General features: G+C 72.1%; 18 protein-coding genes. 5 read left to right on the forward strand and 13 right to left on the reverse strand.

What is annotated here, in order from left to right; all coding sequences use genetic code 11:
* Nucleotides 1–39: 39 nt before the first annotated feature.
* On the reverse strand, nucleotides 40–1,599 hold the full coding sequence (guaA, locus tag VFZ92_RS30430; RefSeq protein ID WP_330879516.1) for a glutamine-hydrolyzing GMP synthase: 1,560 nt from the start codon (nucleotides 1,597–1,599) through the stop codon (nucleotides 40–42).
* Nucleotides 1,600–1,617: 18 nt separating this feature from the next.
* On the opposite strand from guaA, the gene VFZ92_RS30435 reads away from it, so the two are divergent.
* Together VFZ92_RS30435 and VFZ92_RS30440 are read left to right on the forward strand one after the other, a co-directional pair.
* A complete protein-coding gene (locus VFZ92_RS30435; protein ID WP_330879517.1) occupies nucleotides 1,618–2,334 on the forward strand; it encodes an aminoglycoside phosphotransferase family protein in 717 nt (238 codons plus the stop codon).
* 3 nt (nucleotides 2,335–2,337) lie between these two features.
* The gene (locus tag VFZ92_RS30440; protein ID WP_330879518.1) at nucleotides 2,338–3,783 is read left to right on the forward strand and encodes an aldehyde dehydrogenase family protein; all 1,446 of its coding nucleotides are present in this window, start codon (nucleotides 2,338–2,340) and stop codon (nucleotides 3,781–3,783) included.
* A 7-nt stretch (nucleotides 3,784–3,790) separates the two neighbouring features.
* Here the strand turns inward: VFZ92_RS30440 and VFZ92_RS30445 are convergent, their stop codons facing one another.
* Genes VFZ92_RS30445 through VFZ92_RS30460 form a run of 4 tightly spaced genes read right to left on the reverse strand, consistent with a single transcriptional unit; the run spans nucleotide 3,791 to nucleotide 8,020 of the window.
* Nucleotides 3,791–5,074, reverse strand: a complete 1,284-nt coding sequence (locus VFZ92_RS30445) for an FAD-dependent monooxygenase (protein WP_330879519.1) — start codon at nucleotides 5,072–5,074, stop codon at nucleotides 3,791–3,793.
* A complete protein-coding gene (locus VFZ92_RS30450) occupies nucleotides 5,071–6,030 on the reverse strand; it encodes an MBL fold metallo-hydrolase (protein ID WP_330879520.1) in 960 nt (319 codons plus the stop codon). Before VFZ92_RS30450 ends, VFZ92_RS30445 begins: the two co-directional genes overlap by 4 nt.
* Before the next feature lie 9 nt (nucleotides 6,031–6,039).
* Entirely contained in the window at nucleotides 6,040–7,758 is a 1,719-nt protein-coding gene (locus tag VFZ92_RS30455) for a GMC family oxidoreductase (RefSeq protein ID WP_330879521.1), read from the reverse strand.
* A 49-nt stretch (nucleotides 7,759–7,807) separates the two neighbouring features.
* Nucleotides 7,808–8,020, reverse strand: coding sequence for a hypothetical protein (locus VFZ92_RS30460; protein ID WP_330879522.1), 213 nt, complete (start codon nucleotides 8,018–8,020; stop codon nucleotides 7,808–7,810).
* Between the two features lie 323 nt (nucleotides 8,021–8,343).
* Between VFZ92_RS30460 and VFZ92_RS30465 the strand changes: the two genes are divergently transcribed.
* Nucleotides 8,344–8,961: a hypothetical protein gene (locus VFZ92_RS30465; protein WP_330879523.1), complete on the forward strand. Its 618-nt coding sequence runs from the start codon at nucleotides 8,344–8,346 to the stop codon at nucleotides 8,959–8,961.
* Between the two features lie 374 nt (nucleotides 8,962–9,335).
* Here the strand turns inward: VFZ92_RS30465 and VFZ92_RS30470 are convergent, their stop codons facing one another.
* Together VFZ92_RS30470 and guaB are read right to left on the reverse strand one after the other, a co-directional pair.
* Nucleotides 9,336–10,469, reverse strand: coding sequence for a GuaB3 family IMP dehydrogenase-related protein (locus tag VFZ92_RS30470; RefSeq protein WP_330879524.1), 1,134 nt, complete (start codon nucleotides 10,467–10,469; stop codon nucleotides 9,336–9,338).
* Between the two features lie 11 nt (nucleotides 10,470–10,480).
* On the reverse strand, nucleotides 10,481–11,992 hold the full coding sequence (guaB, locus tag VFZ92_RS30475; RefSeq protein ID WP_330879525.1) for an IMP dehydrogenase: 1,512 nt from the start codon (nucleotides 11,990–11,992) through the stop codon (nucleotides 10,481–10,483).
* 160 nt (nucleotides 11,993–12,152) lie between these two features.
* Between guaB and VFZ92_RS30480 the strand changes: the two genes are divergently transcribed.
* Complete coding sequence (locus tag VFZ92_RS30480; RefSeq protein WP_330879526.1) at nucleotides 12,153–12,542, forward strand: DUF5319 domain-containing protein; 390 nt, start codon at nucleotides 12,153–12,155, stop codon at nucleotides 12,540–12,542.
* Between the two features lie 59 nt (nucleotides 12,543–12,601).
* On the opposite strand, the gene VFZ92_RS30485 is transcribed toward VFZ92_RS30480, so the two are convergent.
* From VFZ92_RS30485 to VFZ92_RS30505, 5 genes are all read right to left on the reverse strand, one after another.
* A complete protein-coding gene (locus VFZ92_RS30485) occupies nucleotides 12,602–13,531 on the reverse strand; it encodes an anti-sigma-D factor RsdA (protein WP_330879527.1) in 930 nt (309 codons plus the stop codon).
* Nucleotides 13,532–14,104, reverse strand: a complete 573-nt coding sequence (locus VFZ92_RS30490) for a sigma-70 family RNA polymerase sigma factor (protein ID WP_330879528.1) — start codon at nucleotides 14,102–14,104, stop codon at nucleotides 13,532–13,534.
* A 215-nt stretch (nucleotides 14,105–14,319) separates the two neighbouring features.
* Complete coding sequence (locus tag VFZ92_RS30495) at nucleotides 14,320–14,916, reverse strand: response regulator transcription factor (RefSeq protein WP_015805222.1); 597 nt, start codon at nucleotides 14,914–14,916, stop codon at nucleotides 14,320–14,322.
* An 80-nt stretch (nucleotides 14,917–14,996) separates the two neighbouring features.
* Complete coding sequence (locus VFZ92_RS30500) at nucleotides 14,997–15,890, reverse strand: hypothetical protein (protein ID WP_330879529.1); 894 nt, start codon at nucleotides 15,888–15,890, stop codon at nucleotides 14,997–14,999.
* 31 nt (nucleotides 15,891–15,921) lie between these two features.
* The gene (locus VFZ92_RS30505; protein WP_330879530.1) at nucleotides 15,922–16,941 is read right to left on the reverse strand and encodes a MerR family transcriptional regulator; all 1,020 of its coding nucleotides are present in this window, start codon (nucleotides 16,939–16,941) and stop codon (nucleotides 15,922–15,924) included.
* A 198-nt stretch (nucleotides 16,942–17,139) separates the two neighbouring features.
* On the opposite strand from VFZ92_RS30505, the gene VFZ92_RS30510 reads away from it, so the two are divergent.
* The gene (locus tag VFZ92_RS30510; protein WP_330879531.1) at nucleotides 17,140–17,439 is read left to right on the forward strand and encodes a WhiB family transcriptional regulator; all 300 of its coding nucleotides are present in this window, start codon (nucleotides 17,140–17,142) and stop codon (nucleotides 17,437–17,439) included.
* Nucleotides 17,440–17,631: 192 nt separating this feature from the next.
* Here VFZ92_RS30510 and groL read toward each other — a convergent pair whose 3' ends face one another.
* On the reverse strand, nucleotides 17,632–19,254 hold the full coding sequence (gene groL / locus VFZ92_RS30515; RefSeq protein ID WP_330879532.1) for a chaperonin GroEL: 1,623 nt from the start codon (nucleotides 19,252–19,254) through the stop codon (nucleotides 17,632–17,634).
* Nucleotides 19,255–19,263 lie beyond the last annotated feature (9 nt).

A 19,263-nucleotide genomic window follows, 5' to 3' on the forward strand; every position in this document is an offset into this window, starting at 1 on the left:
CGTCCGACCCCTCGGGCACGACGCGATCCTACGGCGTGGCTACTCCCACTCGATCGTGCCGGGCGGCTTGGACGTGATGTCCAGCACGACGCGGTTGACCTCGCGGATCTCGCCGATCATCCGCGACGCGATCTGCTCGAGCAGGTCGTAGGGCAGGCGGGCCCAGTCCGCGGTCATCGCGTCGTCGGAGGTCACCGCCCGGATCGCCACGACGTAGCCGTAGGTGCGCTCGTCGCCCTGGACGCCGACGGTGCGGATGTCTGGCAGGACGCAGAAGGACTGCCAGAGCTCGCGGTAGAGGCCGGCCTTGCGGATCTCGTCCTGGAGGATGAAGTCGGCGTCGCGCAGGATCTCGAGCCGCTCCTTCGTGACCTCGCCGCCCACGATCCGGATGCCCAGGCCGGGGCCGGGGAACGGCTGGCGCTGCACGATGACCTCGGGCAGGCCCAGCTCCGTGCCGACCCGGCGGACCTCGTCCTTGAACAGCGCGCGCAACGGCTCCACGAGCTTGAACTGGAGGTCGTCCGGCAGGCCGCCGACGTTGTGGTGGCTCTTGATGTTCGCCGCGCCGGTGCCGCCGCCGGACTCCACGACGTCCGGGTAGAGCGTGCCCTGCACCAGGAAGTCGTACTCGCCGTCGGCCTGGAGGTCCCGCGCCGCCTGCTCGAACGCGCGGATGAACTCGCGGCCGATGACCTTGCGCTTCTGCTCGGGTTCCGTGACGCCCGCCAGCGCCTCCAGGAACCGCTCGCGCTCGTCGACGGTCACCAGCTTCACGCCGGTCGCCGCCACGAAGTCGCGCTCCACCTGGGTGCGCTCGCCCGCGCGCAGCAGACCGTGGTCGACGAACACGCAGGTCAGCCGGTCACCGATGGCGCGCTGCACCATCGCCGCCGCGACCGCCGAGTCCACGCCGCCGGACAGGCCGCAGATGGCCTTGCCGTCGCCGATCTGCTCGCGGATCCGCTCGACCTGCTCGTCCACGATCGACGAGGTCGTCCACTGCGGCTTCACGCCCGCGATCTCGTGCAGGAACCGGCGCAGCACCTCCTGGCCGTGCGGCGAGTGGCCGACCTCCGGGTGGTACTGGACGCCCGCGAACCGGCGGGTCGTGTCCTCGAACGCGGCGACGGGGGCGCCGTCGCTGGTGGCCGTGACGGTGAAGCCCTCGGGCGCCTTGGTCACGCAGTCGCCGTGGCTCATCCACACCGGGTGGTGGCCGGGCAGGTCGTCGTGCAGCCTGCCGCCGCCCTCGGTCACGCCCAGCTCGGTGCGGCCGTACTCGCGGGTGCCGGTGTGCTCGGCGGTGCCGCCCAGCGCCACGGCCATCGCCTGGAAGCCGTAGCAGATGCCGAACACGGGCACGCCAGCGTCGAACAGCGTCGGGTCGACCTGCGGAGCACCCTCCTCGTAGATGCTGGAGGGGCCGCCGGACAGGACGATCGCGAGCGGGTCGCGTTCGAGCAGTTCCGCCACGCTCGCGGTGTGCGGCACGACCTCGGAGTAGACCTGGGCCTCGCGCACTCGACGGGCGATCAACTGCGCGTACTGCGCCCCGAAGTCGACGACGAGTACCGGCCGGTTGCTGGTTTCGGACACCGCGCAAGGATGTCAGACGTGGACGAGGAACTCCTGACCGGCGGTGGTCTGAACGAGGTCGTCAGGGTGGGCGGCACGGTGCGGCGGCCCACCGGTCCGTGGACCCCGCGGGTGCACGAGCTGTTGCGGCGCTTGGCCCCGGTGGGGTTCGTGCCGGAGGTGCACGGCGTCGACCCGGCCGGGCGCGAGGTCCTGTCGTACCTGCCGGGTGAGGTTGGCCACCCGCCGCTGCCCGAGGCGCTGAGGGGCGACGCGACGCTGGTCGCCTACGCGCGGATGGTGCGGCGGCTGCACGACGCCTCGGTCGACCTGGTGGGCACGTCGGGCTGGCAGTTCCCGCCGCGCGAGCCCGCCGAGGTCGTCTGCCACGGCGACCTGGCGCCGTACAACGTCGTGTTCTCCTCCGGGGAACCCGTCGGCGTGATCGACTGGGACACCGCCCACCCCGCGCCGCGGTGGTGGGACGTCGCCTACGCGGTCTACTGCCTGGCGCCGTTCTCACCCGAGTGGGGCACACCCGCCTCCCGGTGGCGCCGGGCCGAGCTGTTCTGCGCGGAGTACGGCTGCCCCAGCGACGGGCTGGCCGAACAGGTCCTGGAACGGTTGGCGCACATGGTGCGGACCATCAGGGAGGACCCGGCGTTCCACGTGCAGCGGGTGGAGCGGCACGACGAGCACTACCTCTCGCACGCGGAGCACGTGCGCGCCGGTCTGGCCGCGCTGGCATACCGTTGACCCATGGACGCGATCACTCCTCAACCCCGGCCCTGCTGGATCGCCGGCCGCCCCGAACAGGGCGTGCGGGAGATCACCGTGCACCACCCGTACGACGGGACGGAGGTGGCGACGGTCGCCGTGCCCGGTCCCGAGCAGGTCGAGCGGGCCGTCGCCGCGGCCGCCGCCGTGGCGAAGGAGTTCCGGCGCACGCCCGCGCACGTCCGCGCCGCCGCGCTGGAGCACGTGTCGAAGGCGCTGGCCGAGCGGATCGAGGAGATCGCCGAGACGATCACCGCCGAGAACGGCAAGCCGCTGAAGTGGGCCGAGATCGAGGTCCGGCGCGCGGTCAGCGTGTTCAAGTTCGCCGCCGAGGAGGCGAGGCGCGGCGGTGGGGAGCTCCAGCGGCTGGACACCGACGCGAACGGCGCGGGCCGGATGGCCCTGGTCCGCCGGGTGCCCCGCGGGCCCGTCCTGGCGGTGGCGCCGTTCAACTTCCCGCTGAACCTGGTCGCGCACAAGGTCGCGCCCGCGCTGGCCGTCGGCGCCCCGGTGATCGTCAAGCCCGCCTCCGCCACCCCGCTGTCGGCGCTGCTGCTGGGCGAGCTGCTGGCCGAGACGGACCTGCCGGACGGCGTGTTCTCGGTGCTGCCCGTCGCGGGCGGCGACATGGAGTCGCTGGTGAAGGACCCCCGGCTGCCGGTCATCTCGTTCACCGGGTCCACCGGGGTCGGGTGGTCGCTGATGGACTCCGCGCCCCGCAAGCACGTGGTGATGGAGCTGGGCAGCAACAGCGCGGCGATCGTCTGCGCCGACTGGGACGACCTGGACCACGCGGCCGCGCGGATCGCGCTGTTCGGGAACTACCAGGGCGGGCAGTCCTGCATCGCCGTGCAGCGGGTGATCGTGGACCGGGCCGTGGCCGACGACTTCGTGCCCCGGCTGGTGGCGGCCGTGGCGGCGTTGAAGACCGGCGACCCGCACGACCCCGAGGTCGAGGTCGGGCCCCTGATCGACGAGGCCAACGCCGAGCGGGTGCAGGAGTGGATCGACGAGGCCGTCTCGCTCGGGGCGAAGCTGCACGTCGGCGGCGGGCGGAGCGGGACCTCCGTCGAACCCACCGTGGTCGAGGGCGTGCCCGCCGAGGCGTCGCTGTGGCACCAGGAGGTGTTCGGGCCGGTGCTGGCGGTGTCCGTGGTGGACGGGGTCGAGGAGGCCTTCGCCTCGGCCAACGCGACCGAGTACGGGTTGCAGGCAGGCGTCTTCACCCGTGACGTGAAGGTGGCCTTCGACGCCGCGGCCGAACTGGAGGTCGGTGGCGTCATCATCGGCGACGTGCCCTCCTACCGGGCGGACCAGATGCCCTACGGAGGGGTGAAGGGCTCCGGGACCGGGCGCGAGGGGGTGCGGTCGGCGATGGAGGACTTCACCGAGGAGCGGACCATGGTGCTGACGGGCATCCAGCTCTAGCCCGGCGTCAGGGCCAGCCGGTGGCGCGCCGGTGCGCCGCCGGGGTGCCGGTCCGGGCGGCCCGGTGGCCGTCCGGGCGGAGCAGCGTGCCGTCCGGCAGGGCGGAGAAGTCCGGCCCGCACCAGCGGCTGTTCGGCTGGAGCCCCCCGTCGCAGCCCGGTGTGGTCAGCGGCGACCCGGCGTAGGCGAACGGCGTGAAGAGCCTGCCCGAGTCGATGTTCCGGCGCGTGGCCAGCGCGGTCTCGCGGCGAGCGCGCTCCTCCGGCGTCCTCGGGACCAGGAAGCGCATCGTCTCGCCGGTCACGCGGAGGTTCTCGTCCGCCGCCGCACCGCGTTCCAGGTCGTAGGAGGCCAGCAGCCGGGGCCCCGCCTGGCCCGCGCGGTCGAAGGCGATCTTCCACGCCGCGTTGTCGGCGTCGCAGATCCCGGAGTTGAGGCCGCGCGCGCCGAACGGGCTCATGACGTGGGCCGCGTCGCCCGCCAGCAGGACCCGGCCCCGCAGCAGCGTGCCCGCCCTGCGCTGGTGGAAGCGGTACGTGGAGTGCCAGACGACCTCGAACGGCCGGTCGCCGACGACCGCCCGCACGTGGTCCTCGGTCAGCTCGACCCCCTCGGCCACCTGCCAGTCGACCCGCCAGACCCCGCCGGGCTGCGGGTGCAGCAGGACCTGGCGGCCGGGGTTCCACGGCGGGTCGAAGTGGAAGTGCCGCTCCGGCGGACCGTCGTGCAGGTCGACCGCGATGTCGGCGATGAGGAACCGGTCGTCGAACGAGCAGCCGTCGAAGCTGATGCCGAGCAGGTGCCGCACGGTGGAACGGGCGCCGTCCGCCGCCACGCAGTGGGTCCCGTCGACGGTCCCGGTCGCGGTGGACACGTGGACGCCGTGCTCGTCCTGCACCAGCCCCGTCACCGCCGACCCGCAGCGCAGGTCCACCAGCGGCGACTCGCGGACCCGCCGTTCCAGCAGCTCCTCGACCACGGTCTGCGGGGTGTTCACGAACGGCGGGAAGTCGTCGTCCACCGACTCGGGGAACTCGGTGGTGAGCACCTCCTCGCCGCGGTGGAACGTGCGACCGCGGTACCAGGTGACACCGGCCGCCACCACCGCCCGCCCGACGCCCACGCGTTCGAGGACGTCCAGGACGTCGCGCTGCACGCAGATCGACCGGCTGCCCACCGCGGCGCGCTCGTCGGCCGCCTCCAGGACCACGCTCGGCACGCCCGCCCTGGCCAGCAGCAGCGCCGCCGTGAGGCCCACCGGGCCCGCGCCGACCACGACCACCGGGGTCACTGGAGGGCCGCCCAGACCTCGCGATCACGTCGGGCCGTCCAGATCTTCGGCCAGTCGACGCCGTCGCACTCGTCCCAGTAGCGCTGCACGTCGAACGGGAGGCAGTGCTCGAAGATCGGCCAGCCGCCGAAGCGCGGCGCGAGCGCGGCGCGCGCCGCCTCGAACGCCTCCCGCGGGGTGCCGCCCCGGCCGTGGACCGTGCCCACGGTGCGCCGCAGCTCGTCCAGGAAGTGCCTGCTCTGCGCGATGGCCGCGTCCACCTCGGCCCTGCCGCGCGCCACCGCGCCCCGGCCGCCCACCAGCACCTCGGCGCCCAGCGCGGCCACGTTGTCCAGCGTGGACGTCGCCCACTCGTCGTGGAACGCGTCGCCGGTGTAGAGCGCCGCGCGCGACTCGACCAGGTCACCCGCGAACAGGATCCGCTGCTGCGGGAGCCACCCGACGACGTCACCCGCGGTGTGGCCGCGGCCGAGGTACCTCAGCTCCAGATCACCCCGGTCACCGCCCAGCGGGATGGTGAGGCGGTCGGAGAACGTCATGGTCGGCCAGGTCAGGCCGGGGATCGTGTCCGGTTCGAGGAACAGCCTGGGCATGCGGCCCAGCTCGCTGTCCCAGTCCTGCTCCCCGCGTTCGGCGATGAGCGCGCGGGTGCGCTCGTGGGCGACGACCACGTCCGCGTCGAACGCGCTCGCCCCCAGCGTGCGAACGGCGTGGTAGTGGCTGAGCACCAGGTAGCGCACGGGCTTGTCGGTGCGCTCCCGCAACCGGTCCAGCCACAGCCGGGCGGCGGCCGGGGTCGCCCTCGCCTCGAAGCAGACGAGGAAGTCCTCGGCCTCGACCGCCCCGACGTTCGGGTCGCCCTCGGCGGTGAGCGCGTGGACGCCGTCGGCGAGGGTGACGAACTCCTCCACCTTCGGCGCCAGGTCGGTGCTGGACGCGAACGGCTTCGAACCCATGGGGCCAGGCTAGCGAGTCCTGATCTCCACGACGGGCAACCTCAGCGCACCGGGTGCGGACGCGGGCACGACGGGGTTGTGCGGCGCGACCGGCGCCAGCCGCCGGTAGCCCGCACCCTGCTCGGGACGCTGGTCGACCTCGCCCTTGTTGGGCCACAGCGAGAACGCGCGCTCTGCCTGGGCCGTGATGGTCAGCGACGGGTTGACGCCCAGGTTCGCCGAGATGGCGGCACCGTCGACCACGGACAGGCCGGGGTAGTTGTGCACGCGGTGGTACGGGTCGATGACGCCGTGCTCGGCGTCCTCGCCGATCGGGCAGCCGCCGATGAAGTGCGCGGTCAGCGGGATGCCGACCAGCTCACCCCAGGTGCCGCCGGGGACGCCGCCGATGTGCTCGGCGGTCAGCACGTTCGCGCGGTGGCCCGCCGGGATGAACGTCGGGTTCGGCTCGCCGTGGCCCTGGCGGGAGCTGAGCCGGTGCCGCCCGAACAGGCCGCGCTTCGCGAACGTGGTGATCGAGTTGTCGAGGCTCTGCATGACCAGCAGGATCAGCGACCGCTCGCTCCACCGCTTCACCGACAGCAACCGCACCAGGCGGCGCGGGTGGCGGACGGCCTGGCCGAGGAACTGGAGGAAGCGCGGCGTGCTGGACCCGCCGTCCGTGGCGAGCGTCTGGAGCAGGCCCATCGCGTTGCTGCCCTTGCCGTAGCGGCACGGCTCGATGTGGGTGATCGCGTCCGGGTGGAACGACGACGTGATCGCCACGCCGCTGGTGAAGTCGCGGTCCGGGTCGACGGTCTGGCGGGCGGCTCCGACGATCGACTCCGAGTTCGTCCGGGTCAGCTCCCCCAGCTTCGGCGACAGGGCGGGCAGCGTCCCGTCGGCGCGCAGCCGGTGCAGGAGCTGCTGGGTGCCCCACGTGCCCGCGGCGAGCACGACCCGGCCCGCCGTGATCGTGCGCCCACCCCGGCGCAGGGTCGCCCCGGTGCGCCGGGTGTGGACCTCCCACGTGTCGCCGACCTGGTCGAGACCGGTCACGGTGGTCATCGGCAGGACCTTCGCGCCCGCACGCTCGGCCAGGTAGAGGTAGTTCTTGACCAGCGTGTTCTTCGCGCCGACCCGGCAGCCCGACATGCAGCCGCCGCACTCCGTGCAGCCCGTGCGCTCCGGTCCCACGCCCCCGAAGTACGGGTCGGCGGCCTTCTCGCCCGGTTCGCCGAAGTACACGCCGACCGGGGTCGGGCGGTAGGTGTCGGCCACGCCCATGTCGCTCGCGACCTGCCGCATCACCACGTCGGCGGGTGTCGTGGTCGGGTTCGTGACCACGCCCAGCATCCGGCTCGCCTGGTCGTAGAACGGCGAGAGCTCGGCCTCCCAGTCGGTGATGTGCGCCCACTGCCGGTCGGCGAAGAACGGCTTGAGCGGCCGGTACAGCGTGTTCGCGTACACCAGCGACCCGCCGCCGACCCCCGCGCCCGCGAGCACCATGACGTTGCGGAGCAGGTGGATGCGCTGGATCCCGAAGCAGCCGAGCTTCGGCGCCCACAGGTACTTGCGCAGGTCCCACGACGTTTCGGCGAACTCGTCGTCGGCGAACCGCCGCCCGGCCTCGACGACCGCGACCCGGTAGCCCTTCTCGGTCAGCCGCAGCGCCGCGACGCTGCCGCCGAACCCCGAGCCGACCACGACGACGTCGAAGTCCACGTTGTTACCGGCGAGTTCACGCATGTACCCGAGAGTAGGGGTTACTTCCGGTAACGCCTAGATCCGAACCGGTTCAGAGGCCGTAGCCCTCCAGCCACGCCATCAACGGCGGGGCCAGCCAGAAGAGCAGCAGCCAGGCCAGCAGCGCGACGCCCGCCACGGCCGCGACGACCAGCACGACCACCGAGCCCGCGAAGCCCGCACGGCTGTCCGCGGGCTCCTCGACGGCCGCGGCGGCGTCGGTGTCGTCGTCATCGGCCAGTCCAAGCTCGACCAGGTTGTCCACGTAGCCCTTCCTCGCTTTTGGTCCACGTCCCCGCCGCTTCACTCTACCGAGGGAGACGGGTCGGAAGATCATCTATCGGCTGCCGGGGGTGGGGGCCGGGTCTGGTAGCGGGCGCGGCGACGCGGTGGTCCCCCTGCCGTGAGGGCCCCCCGACGTGCACGGCACCGGCGGGGTCTGACAGTCCTGCCGGGGTGGAAAGGCGTTGGGGGCGAACGAGAATCGTGATTTCACTCCAACGAGTGAAGTGGGTAACGGTGTCGTCGGGCGCTCGATGTGGACACGGGAGAACCACTTCGCCAGCCGAGCCCGCAGGAGGACCGACGATGCACCGGCTCACGCCCGTCGCCGCCCGATCCACCGCGGTCGTCACCGTCGGGCTGGCGCTGACCACCGCGGGCTGCGGCGCGAGCAGGAGCGCGGGCGGCCCGGCGACGAACCCGACGCCGAGTCCGGTCGCGACGAGCGCGACACCGACGACCCGCGAACTCACGCCGCAGGGGTTCATCGCCAAGGACGTCGGCCAGGTGGCGGGCTTCGACTGCGCCAACGACCTGGACACGTGCGCGATCACGTTCAGCGTCGACAAGATCGAGGTCAACCCGCAGTGCCACCAGTACGGCGCACCCCACGCCGCGGGGCGGAAGACGCTGCTGCTGCACGTCTCGATGACGACCGGCGACCTCAGCGAGGAGGGGGCCCGGTCGGCACCGTCGATCTTCAACCCGTTCTCGCTCAACGGCATCGCCGACGACGGGTCCGTGCAGGAGGCGCGGCCGGGCACGTGCACAGACCGGGAGGAGCGGCTCTCGGACACGATCCTGCCCCACTCGCGGTACAGCGGGACCGTGGAGGTGCAGGTGGCCGAGGCCGCGACGGCGGTCGCCTCCACCTACCCGGTGGCGTCGAACGGGAGCCGCGGCTGGGTGTGGCGGATCGGCTGAGCAGGCCGGGGCACGGGTCCCCCGGTCGGGAGGTGGGTTTCGGGGAGGGCGGAGGCGCGGAGGCGGCAGGGCGTGAGTGCGAAGGCGCGGGGTGCGGCAGGGCGGAGGTCCGCGGGGCGCGGTGGTGCGGGGTGAGTGGTGCGGGATGGCTCCGGGGAGAGGAGCCGGTCCGCGGGGACGTGCGAGGCGTGGGGACGTCCCGGCGCAGCGGGCAGGTGGCGTGCGGACGTCCCGGCGCAGCGGGCAGGTGGCGTGCGAACGTCCCGGCGCAGCGAGCAGGTGGCGTGCGAACGTCCCGGCGCAGCGGGCGGGTGGCGTGCGGACGCAGCGATGGGCGCCCCCAGTGGGAAGCGCCCATCGTGGTGGAGCGTGGATCAGCCGCGGATCGTGAGGCCGACCTTCTGGAACTCCTTCAGGTCCGAGTAGCCGGACTTGGCCATCGCCCTGCGCAGCGAACCGAACAGGTTGGTGACGCCGCGCGGGTCGACGGACGGGCCGAAGAGCAGCGTGCGGAGGTCCACCTCCTGGTCGACGCCGGGCGAGACGAAGCTGCGCGGCACGGACGGGTGGGCGCTCGCCGCCGTCCAGTACAGGCCCTGGCCGGGCGCTTCGGTGGCGGAGGCCAGCGGCTCGCCGAGCATCACGGCGTCCGCGCCGCAGGCGATGGACTTCGCGATGTCACCGCTGGTCTGGGCACCGCCGTCGGCGATGACGTGGACGTACCGGCCACCGGTCTCGTCCAGGTAGTCGCGGCGGGCGGCCGCGGCGTCGGCGATGGCCGTGGCCATCGGGACGCCGATGCCGAGGACGGAGTCCGTCGTCGTGACGCCCGGCGTGTAGCCGTAGCCGACGATGACGCCCGCCGCGCCCGTGCGCATCAGGTGCATGGCGGTGCGGTAGTCACCGACACCGCCCGCGATGACCGGGACCTCCAGGTCGGCGATGAACGACTTGAGGTTGAGCGGCTCGCCGTCGCGCAGCACGTGCTCGGCGGAGATGATCGTGCCCTGCACGACCAGGATCTCCACACCCGCGGCCAGCAGGTCGGGGGTCAGCTCGGCCGCGCGCTGGGGGCTGACGCGGACCGCGACGGTGACACCGGAGTCGCGGACCTCCTTGATGGCCGCCGCGACCAGGTCGATGCGGACGGGAGCCGAGTGCAGCTCCTGGAGCACCCGGACGGGCGCGCCGGGGTCGTCCGTGTCCTCGGTCGCCTCGACCAGGCGGAACAGGGCCTCCTCGACGTTGGCGTGCCGGGCCCACAGGCCTTCCGCGTTGAGCACCCCGAGACCGCCCAGCTCACCGACCGCCACGGCCGTGCCCGGCGACACGATGGCGTCGGTCGGGTGGGTGATGAGCGGGATGTCGAAGCGGTAGGCATCGATCTGCCACGCCGTCGAGACGTCCTTCGACGAACGAGTCCGCCGAGAGGGGATGATCTCGATGTCGTCCAGCTCGTAGGCCCGCCTCGCGGTCCGGCCCATGCCGATCTCGACCAGATCGCGCACTTTTGATCCTCTCAGCGGGTGGTGTAGTTGGGGGCTTCGACGGTCATCGTGATGTCGTGCGGGTGGCTTTCCTTCAGGCCCGCCGCGGTGATCCGCACGAGCTGCGCGTTCTGCAGCTCCGGGATCGTGCGGGAACCGGTGTAGCCCATCGCCATGCGGAGACCGCCGACGAGCTGGTACGCCACCTGCGCGAGCGGACCGCGGAACGGCGTGCGGCCCTCGATGCCCTCCGGCACGAGCTTGTCCTCGGACAGCACGTCGTCCTGGAAGTAGCGGTCCTTCGAGTACGACTTGGTGTCGCCCCGACCGGACATCGCGGCGAGGGAACCCATGCCGCGGTAGGTCTTGAACTGCTTGCCGTTGACCAGGATCAGGTCGCCGGGGGCCTCGGCCGTGCCCGCGACCAGGCTGCCGACCATGACGGCGCTGGCGCCCGCGGCGATGGCCTTGGCGATGTCGCCGGAGTACTGGATGCCACCGTCGCCGATCACCGGCACACCGGCCGGGCGGCACGCGAGGTACGCCTCGTGGATCGCGGTGATCTGCGGGACGCCGACGCCCGCGACCACGCGGGTCGTGCAGATCGAACCGGGTCCGACGCCGACCTTCACGCCGTCCGCGCCCGCGTCGACCAGCGCCTGCGCGCCGAGCCGGGTCGCGATGTTGCCGCCGACGACGTCGACGGTGTCGCCCAGCTCCTTCTTGAGCTTCGCGACCATCTCCAGCACGCCGCGCGAGTGGCCGTGGGCGGTGTCGACCATGAGGACGTCGATGCCCGCGTCGGCCAGCGCCATCGAACGCGCGAACGCGTCGTCGCCGACGCCCACCGCGGCGGCGCACAGCAGCCTGCCGTCGGGGTCCTTGCTGGCCAGCGGGTACTGCTCGGTCTTGACGAAGTCCTTGACCGTGATCAGGCCGCGGAGCTTGCCGTCGCCGTCCACGATGGGCAGCTTCTCGATCTTGTGGCGGCGCAGCAGGCCCAGCGCGGCCTCGGCCGACACGCCGACCTGCGCGGTGACCAGCGGGCCCTTCGTCATGACCTCGCTGACCTTGCGCTTGTGGTCCACCTCGAAGCGCATGTCGCGGTTGGTGATGATGCCGACGAGCTTGCCGGACGGGTCCGTCACGGGGACGCCGGAGATCCGGTAGCGGGCGCACAGGTCGTCCACGTGCGCGATCGTGTCCTCTGGCGTGCAGGTCACCGGATCGGTCACCATGCCTGCCTCGGAGCGCTTGACCGTCTCCGCCTGGCTGGCCTGGTCCTCGATCGACAGGTTGCGGTGCAGCACGCCGATCCCGCCCTGGCGGGCCATCGAGATGGCCATGCGCGCCTCGGTCACGGTGTCCATCGCGGCGGAGGCCAGCGGGATGCGCAGCGTGATGTTGCGGGAGATCCTGGTGCTGGTGTCGACGTTGCTGGGCACGACGTCTGATTCCGCAGGCTGCAACAGGACGTCATCGAAGGTCAGTCCCAGCATCGCGAACTTGCTCGGGACTCCGTCAACGTTGAGCTCGCTGGTCATAGCGGGTGACAAGCCTTCCGTCGTGCTGCGGACCCACCGCGAGCGGATCGGGGTTCCGCTTGGGGGCAGCATCTGATTCTCGTCCCTGCGGACAGGTCCGGGGCGTTCACGTCATGGTATCTGGGCGGTCACCGGCCTCCGCCCGGTACCGTGCGGGGTCGTGCCGCACGACGCCTTGCCGCCAGACCCCTTCGCCGAGGATCCGGAAGATCCCGCGAAGGCCATGGCCGAGCCAGAAGAAGACCACGAGCACCCCGAGATGGGCGACGAGGAACGCGCCGAACTCGTGGGTGACCTCAGCGACCTAGCGGTGTACCAAGCCCTGCTGGAACCCAGTGGTGTGCGGGGGATCGTCGTGGACTGCGGCGAGTGCGAGGAGCCGCACTTCCACGACTGGGCGCTGCTGCGGGCCAGCCTCGAACAGCTCCTGAACGACGGCCGGATGCGCCCGCACGAGCCCGCGTACGACCCGGACCCGGCGTCGTACGTGACGTGGGAGTACTGCCGCGGGTACGCCGACGGCGTCACCGCCACCGAGGACGCCCGCTGACGGTGTGACGAAGCCCGCCCCGGAAACCGGGGCGGGCTTCGTCACACCTGCGGAGGGAGCTACGAGGTCGGCGTGGTGTCGCCGGACTGCGGAGTGACCTCGCCGGTCGGATCGGTGTCGTCCGGCGGCGGCGGGGGCGGGGGCGGCGGAGGAGCGGGCTCGCTGGTCGTGCTCGTCGTCGGCTCCGACGTGTTGGACGCCGAGGCGGTCGGCGACTCCGACGTCGTGGTCGGCTCCGTCGTGGGCGACGTGCTCGACGACGTGCCGGTGGGGTCCGGCACCGACGTGGTGCCCGACGGCGTGGTCCCCGTGTTCACGGTGGTCGCCGTGGTGCTCACCAGCTCGTCCAGCAGCTTCGTGTGCTCCTGCGACAGGTCCACGTGACCGTCGTCGGCCGACACCATCGGGAGGGCGACGCCCGCCTTCTCCAGCGCGTTCTTGGCCTCGTTGACCCTGCCCTCGCGCAGTGCGGCGCGGGCGGCCTCCAGGTCGGTGTTCACGGCCACGGCGGCCTCGACCGACTGCGCGTGGTCGGAGTACAGCACGCGGGTGAGGCCCCACAGCGGGTCGCCGGGGTGCGCGTCGCGGGCCACCAGGCTGACGCCGGTGAACGCGATGGCGAGGATGGCCGCCGCGCTGGCCAGCGGGATCAGGAAGCGGTGCCGGGACGGCGCCTTCGGCCGCGCGGCCGCGATCGTGGCCACGGCGGTGTCCGTGTCGACCAGGTCGGAGATGGCCTGGCTGTCGACGTCGTGCCGCCACGCGAGCAGCAGCGCGTTGAGGTCGTCCTGGACCAGGTCGCCGACGCGGTCGGGGTCCTTGCCGCCCAGCGCGTCGAGCAGCGCGTCGTCGGCCTGGATGCCCGTCAGGTCGTCGGGGAACTGGTCGGCGGTGTCCGTCGACCGATCGTCCGAGGGGAGAGGTGCTCTCCCTTGCTGTCCGCGCACGACTTCTCCGTTGTCCTTCTCGTGCTCGTGCTGGTCGGCCACTCAGACCACCTCCTCGGCTGCCAACGTCTTGCGGAGCCTGGACAGCGCGCGGTGCTGCGCCACCCGGACGGCTCCGGCGGTCGACCCGACCGCGGCGGCGGTCTCCTCGGCCGACAGCCCGACCACCACGCGCAGCAGCAGGATCTCCCGCTGCTTCTCGGGCAGCACCCGCAGGAGCTGGGCCATCTGACCGGTGAGTTCGCCCTGCATGGCCCGCTGTTCCGGACCGGCGTCGGTCTCGGGACCGTCCGGGACCTCGGCCACCGGTTCGGAGCGGTTCCTCGACGAGGACCTGTGGGAGTCGGCCACCTTGTGCGCGGCGATGCCGTACACGAACGCGAGGAACGGCCGACCTTGATCGCGGTAGCTGGGCAAGGCCGTCAACACCGCGAGACACACCTCCTGGGCCACGTCGTCCGCCGAAGCGAAAGACCTCTCCTGCCTTCCGACTCGGGCGCGGCAGTACCGCACCACCAGGGGACGGATCGAAGCCAACAGGCGCTCGATGGCGGCCCTGTCACCTTCGACGGCCGCGCCTACTTCGGCGTCCAGTCCGTCCCCCAAGTTGGTCATCGCAGACAGCAGCCCCGGTGTTACGCCTTGGCGTCTCGACAACGAACAGCACAAGACGATCGACGTCACTCGTACTAGTGACGCACACGGTACCGGCCAGGTGGGCAAACGGCGGCGGGAGGGGCCACGGAGACCCCTCTGACCTGCCACCGCACAAACCGAATCCAGCCCGGCGACGAAGCGCCGGGCTGGATGAGGATACCCGCGGTCGTGATCTAGGACACGAGGCCGCGGCGGAAGCCGTGGGCGACCGCCTGAGCGCGGTCGCGGACACCCAGCTTGCGGAACAGCCTCCGCGCGTGGGTCTTCACGGTGTCCTCGGACAGGTAGAGCTCGCGCCCGATCTGACCGTTGCTCTTGCCCTGGCTCATGCCGCGCAGCACCTGGAGCTCGCGCTCCGTGAGCTGGACGCCGGGGTCCGAGGGCTGACGGGGTGCAGGCACCGACGTGCTCGCGAGGGTGTGGGCCAGCGCGGCCACCAGCTCGGGACGCGAGGCGTCCCAGCGGAGGTAACCACGGGCGCCACCCGCGATCGCGGCGGCGATGCTGCCCGCGTCGTCCGGGGCACCGAACACGATGACGTTGGCCTGCGGGTTGGCCGAGACGAGTCGCCGGGTTGCTTCAACACCGGTCGGGACGGCGCGCTGGGTACCTACCAGCACGACGTCGACTGGCTGCCGTGAAAAGCGAGCCAACAACTCGTCACCGTGCGCTACGCAGTCAATGCGACTAACCCCGGGGACGGCCGACATGACACGGGTGAGGCCCTCCCGCACGCTGCGCCGGTCGTCGCAAATAAGGACCGTAGTCACGGGGACTCCTTCCTGCAGCCGAGTGACGTTTCATCTCCCCTATCGGACGCTGGAGGCCCAACCTTGACACGATCCGGTGCTTAATCCGTCAAGAACTTCGACAGGGGGTCTGCGTTCGGGGGTTCCCCGGAACGGAGCAGCGCGGTCGGCACCCAGGGGGAGTCCCGCGCCAGCCGTCGACCGATCGGGTCAGCCCTGCGTAACACGCAGCTCAGAGCCTCGGTAGCCCGTACGGGAGGATTACCCGCCGCAGATGGGTCATGGTCGGAGAGCACCAGAGCCGTCGGCCAGATCAACGACCACAGGTCTCGTTTGGTAATGTGATTTAGGTCACACTCTAGTAGCTCAACGCCGCGAGCGACACCCCCGACGGTCCCCCACACCACCAACGAGGTCCCGAGGACGACGTCCGACTTGAGCGCGTGGCGGACCGCCCCGGCCTCACGCGCGGTCACCGCGGCGGCCTCCGCGGGCGCGACGGCCGCCTCCGCGCGCCCCTCGGCCAGCTCGACCTCGGCGGCCACCCACCCCCGGCGCACGGCGGTCCGCCAGCAGCCCGGCTCGACCTCGGCGAGCAGCCGCCGCGCCTCGCCCGTCCTACCTGCGCCGATGGCGTCGGCCGCCAGCCCGAGCAGCGCGTCGGCGCGCGCTCCCGCCCCGTCGACGCCGTCCCGGTCGGCGGTGCCACCGGCCGGGGCGGTCGCCAGCGCGCGGGCGTCGAGGCCCCGAGCGACCGCGTGGCCGCCCAGCTGGCGCCGGTGCGACGCCAGCGTGGAGGCGGCCAGCGAGGCCACCAGGCGGTCCCGGTCGTGCAGCAGGGCGCCCAGGGCGGTGGCCGCGGCCGCGTAGTGCCCCTGCCCGCCGAGCACCACCGCGGCCAGCCAGCGCTCCCGCGCCGACCCGTTCGCGAGGGTGCTCCAGACGGGTGTCTCCGGGCGGTCGCCGAACGCCGCACGTCTCAACTGGTCTTCCACGGTCACATCGTGCCGGGTTCCGACGACGTCATCAGCAGACGGCCCGCTCGACCGCGGTGGCGGCCGTGCCCAGGTCATCGATCCGCTCGGCCGTGGAGGGGACGACACCGCGCTCCCAGCCGGGACCGCCCACGAACAGGCGCACCCGCTGCCTCGTCCGCGGCACCACCGCGAGCGCCCCCGGATCGGCGTAGCGCGGGAGCTGCGCCCAGAGCACCACGGCGGCGGGCGCGACCCTGAGCACGGCCGACCGCAGCGCCTCCGCGGGCAGCGCCGCCCCGAGCTGACGAATCCCCACGCCGCGCTGCGACAGGACCGCCGCGAGCGGGTAGAGCGGGATGTTGTGGCGCTCGTCGGGCATGCACGCCAGCAGCACCGGGCGGTGGTTGCGGGGAGTGGTCACCACGGGCGTCACGCGGATCATCGCGGCCAGCACGCACTCGTTCAGCAGGTGCGAGACCTCGACCCCGGCGCCCGAGTGCTCCCACCGCGCGGCCATCGCGCCCATCAGCGGGCGGACCACCTCGTCCCACGTCGCGACCACCCCGTCCTCGCCGAGGGAGTCGGCCAGGATCTGCTGCGCGGAGGCCGAGTCCATCGCGAGGACCGCCCGGCCGAGCCCGCGCGCCCGGCGGCTCGCCCCCGGCATCCGCAGCCCGCGCCCACCCGCCCTCGCCCCGACCTCGCCGCCGGTGAGCAGCGGGACCGGTGCGGGCGCCACGATCCGGGCGGTCCGGGGCGTGGGCACCCTCGACGCCAGCGCGTACTTCGCGGCCTCCGCCGACGACGCGCCCCGCAGCAGTGCCCGCTGCATCAATTCCAGGCGGGCGATGTCGCCCGGCGCGTACCGGCGGTGTCGCCCGGTCGTGTGATCGCTGGGTCCGAGCCCGTAACGGCGGTCCCACGTGCGCAGGGTGGCGGGCGCGACACCGAGCCGACGGGCGACGGCCGCCACCGACAGCACGAGTTGGGCGGCCGGATCCTCTTCCGCCGCGCCGGTTTCCCGCCCACCGCCCGCCGGGGCGGCCGGGTGCTCCGGATGCGTCGTCACGCGGTCATCGTCCGGTTGCGACGCCCTCGCGGCAACTCCGGCGGGTGAACGCCCGAGCACGAGCTGATCACCCATCGGTTGAATAACGAGCTTTCTCGTGCCAGAGCCCTTGAACAAGTTTTGGCGCGGTTCTACGGTGGATCAACATTAAGCCGAATGGAGCAGTCCACAGCAGTGGGCCAAGGAGGCGGTCTCGACATGGCGGACACCCGAAGGCTCCCCGGACCCAACGCCGATGTGTGGGACTGGCAGATGACCGGGTCTTGTCGCGGAATGGACAGCGCGTTCTTCTTCCACCCGGACGGGGAGCGAGGCCCGGCACGGGCCCGGAGGGAAGCACGGGCCAAGGCGGTGTGCCTCGCCTGTCCGGTGCTGGAGATGTGCAGGCGCCACGCGCTGGCGGTGCAGGAGCCGTACGGGATCTGGGGAGGTTTGTCTGAGTCGGAGCGGGACAGCATCATCAAATCGAGGAAGCGGCAGTTGGCGCTGACCACCTGACCGGGGGCGGTTCACCCTCGGGTTCGGCCGGCTTGTCGAGGGAGCCGACTGACCGGGGTGCCTGCCGTCGTCGTGGTGCGTGACGGGCGGTCCCTCCGCGGAGGGGCCGCCCTTCGCGTCCGCGCCCGAGCGCGGGGACGCGAAAGGGGCGGCACCAGGATCTGGTGCCGCCCCTCGTCGCGAGCTGTCGAACTAGTGGCCGTGCCCGTGGCCGTGGCCCGCACCCGCGGCAGCGGGCTCCGGCTCCTTCTTCTCCACGATGGCGCTCTCCGTGGTGAGCACCATGCGGGCGATCGAGGCGGCGTTGGTGACCGCGCTGCGGGTGACCTTGACCGGGTCGATGATGCCCCAGTCGAGCAGGTCGCCGTAGACCAGCGTGGCGGCGTTGAAGCCGAAGCCCCAGTCGCCTTCGCGGACCTTGTTCACCACGACGGCGCCTTCGAGGCCCGCGTTCGTGGCGATCCAGAACAGCGCCGAGCTCAGGGCCTCGCGGACGATGGCGACACCGGTCGCCTCGTCGCCCGTGCGGTCCAGACCGCCGTCGAGCACCTTGGCGGCGTGCACGAGGGCGGAACCGCCGCCGGGCACGATGCCCTCCTCGACCGCTGCCTTGGTGGCGGCGACCGCGTCCTCGATGCGGTGCTTCCGCTCCTTGAGCTCGGTCTCGGTGGCGGCGCCGACCTTGATCACGGCGATGCCGCCGGAGAGCTTCGCGAGCCGCTCCTGGAGCTTCTCGCGGTCCCAGTCGGAGTCGGTCGCCTCGATCTCGCGGCGCAGCAGCTCCGCGCGACCGGCGATGTCGGCCTTCGAGCCACCGCCGTCGACGATGGTCGTGTTGTCCTTGGACACCACGATGCGACGGGCGGAGCCCAGCACGTCGAGGCCGACCTCGGACAGCTTGAGGCCCACCTCGGCGGCGATGACCTGGCCGCCGGTGACGACCGCGAGGTCGTCCAGGAACGCCTTGCGGCGGTCGCCGAAGAACGGCGCCTTCACGGCCACGACGCGGAGGGTCTTGCGCAGGGCGTTGACCACCAGGGTGGACAGCGCCTCGCCCTCGACGTCCTCGGCGATCACGACGAGGGACTTGCCGGACTCGGCGACCTTCTCCAGCAGCGGCAGGAAGTCGGCCAGGGCCGAGATCTTCTCGCGGTGCAGCAGGATGAGGGCGTCCTCGAAGACCGCTTCCTGGGCCTCGAGGTCCGTGGCGAAGTGCGCCGAGATGTAGCCCTTGTCGAACTGGACACCCTCGGTGATCTGGAGCTCGGTGAGCATCGTCGAGGACTCCTCGACGGTGATCACGCCGTCCTCGCCGACCTTCTCGATGGCCTCACCGAGGAGGGCGCCGATGGACTCGTCGCGCGAGGACACGGTGCCGACCTGCGCGATGTTGTCGCGGCCCTTCACCGGGGTGGCCTTCGCCTTGAGCGCGTCCACGACGGCGTCGGCGGCGGCCTGGATGCCGAGGCCGAGCGCGGTCGGGTTCGCACCCGCGGCGACGTTGCGGAGACCGACGCGCACCATGGCCTGCGCGAGCACCGTGGCGGTGGTCGTGCCGTCACCGGCGACGTCGTTGGTCTTGGTCGCGACGGCCTTCGCCAGCTGCGCGCCCAGGTTCTCGAAGGCGTCTTCCAGCTCGATCTCGCGAGCGATGGTGACACCGTCGTTGGTGACCGTCGGGCCACCGAACTTCTTGTCGAGGACGACGTGGCGGCCTGCCGGACCAAGGGTGACCTTGACCGTGTCGGCCAGCTTGTTCACGCCGCGCTCGAGTGCCCGACGAGCGTCCTCGTCGAAGCTGATCTGCTTGGGCATTGCCTAGCC

It is taken from the genome of Umezawaea sp., from assembly GCF_036375055.1.
GTDB lineage: Bacteria > Actinomycetota > Actinomycetes > Mycobacteriales > Pseudonocardiaceae > Umezawaea.